2 protein-coding genes, 1 tRNA gene and 1 pseudogene are annotated in these 1,584 nt (G+C 47.8%); 2 read left to right on the forward strand and 2 right to left on the reverse strand.

Annotated features, from left to right (window positions below):
- Both BHE85_RS15130 and envY read left to right on the forward strand, forming a co-directional pair.
- Positions 1-261, forward strand: a 261-nt coding sequence (locus BHE85_RS15130) for an IS1 family transposase (protein WP_000317683.1), incomplete at its 5' end; no start/stop codon positions are given.
- 16 nt (positions 262-277) lie between these two features.
- Positions 278-847: pseudogene (gene envY / locus BHE85_RS15135) on the forward strand (DNA-binding transcriptional regulator EnvY); the annotation flags it as partial.
- Between the two features lie 45 nt (positions 848-892).
- On the opposite strand, the gene BHE85_RS15140 reads toward envY, so the two are convergent.
- Positions 893-969 (reverse strand) — tRNA-Arg (locus BHE85_RS15140).
- A gap of 281 nt (positions 970-1,250) precedes the next feature.
- The coding region (locus tag BHE85_RS15145) for an integrase core domain-containing protein (RefSeq protein WP_146628197.1) at positions 1,251-1,584 on the reverse strand (334 nt) is incomplete at its 5' end.

The following is a 1,584-nucleotide window of genomic DNA, read 5'->3' on the forward strand; positions in this document are numbered from 1 at the left end:
ACACTGGAGCGTCTTCTGAGCCTGCTGTCGGCCTTTGAGGTCGTGGTATGGATGACGGATGGCTGGCCGCTGTATGAATCACGCCTGAAGGGAAAGCTGCACGTTATCAGCAAGCGTTACACTCAGCGCATTGAGCGACATAATCTGAATCTGAGACAACATCTGGCAAGGCTGGGACGGAAGTCACTGTCGTTCTCAAAATCGGTGGAGCTGCATGACAAGGTCATCGGGCATTATCTGAACATAAAACACTATCAGTAAGTTGGAGTCATTACCCGATTATCTGTTGTTTTTAAATAAGAACTTAACCTGTGTAAAGCCCTGGTCGCGGCTGGCAACCCCGGTTATCGCTTGTCATAGCCGTACACCGGAAGTGTTCCGGCTAGCCGCCAACCACAGCAAGCAGCAACCCAGCAAACCCTGCGAAGCGGAGTTGACGCGCGCATTACTTTTTACCGTATTGTCTAACTTTCTTGAGCAATCGCGGTTTATTGCCCTACTGATGTATATCTTACGCAGCAGCGTCCGCGACAGCGTCTGCCGCATTATTCAAAGCGATATTCAGCATTACTGGAATCTGCGAATTGTCGCCAGTTCGCTATGTTTAAGCCCCAGCCTGCTCAAAAAGAAATTAAAAAACGAAAATACCAGCTATAGCCAGATTGTCACAGAGTGTCGTATGCGTTACGCCGTACAGATGTTATTGATGGATAACAAAAATATCACTCAGGTGGCGCAATTATGTGGCTATAGCAGCACGTCGTACTTTATCTCTGTTTTTAAGGCGTTTTACGGCCTGACACCGTTGAATTATCTCGCCAAACAGCGACAAAAAGTGATGTGGTGAAGGGCAAAGCGGAAACGGATAAGACGGGCATAAATGAAGAAGAAATGGCGCGCCCTGCAGGATTCGAACCTGCGGCCCACGACTTAGAAGGTCGTTGCTCTATCCAACTGAGCTAAGGGCGCGTTGATACCGCAATGCGGTGTAATCGCGTGAATTATACGGTCAACCCTTGCTGAGTCAATGGCTTTTGATCTGGTTGCTGAACAAGTGAACGACCGCGTCTGATTTTCTGATTTATTTCGCTATAGCGGCAAACAAACGCACACCGCTGCGCGTCTGAATCAAGAAAACCCGTATTTTCATGTATCAAAGTACAATTTACCGCCCTAACGGAAAATTGTCCGCTCCTATGAGACTGGTAACTATGAAACCAACGTCTGAGGTGTACTGGCAATAGCGGACACTACCATTTGTTCTTTTTTTGAGCAGCCATCTGATGATATTTTTCCCTGAAGGCTGCCGGGGAGATATTCCCCAGACGAGAGTGACGACGCTGACGATTGTAGAAAATCTCAATGTATTCCCGTATTACTGAGATGGCTTCATCCCGGTTATTAAAACGATAGTGGCTCAGGCTCTCATTTTTCAGCGTTCCCCAGAAGCTTTCCATCGGAGCGTTGTCGTAACAGTTACCTTTACGCGACATTGATGTTTTCAGACCAGACTGCTCCTGTATGACCCGGTAATCGTATGCGCAGTACTGTGAACCTCGATCAGAGTGGTGGATTAGCCCGGCA

It is taken from the genome of Shigella sp. FC1567, assembly GCF_001743015.1.
Classification (GTDB): Bacteria; Pseudomonadota; Gammaproteobacteria; order Enterobacterales; family Enterobacteriaceae; genus Escherichia; species Escherichia coli.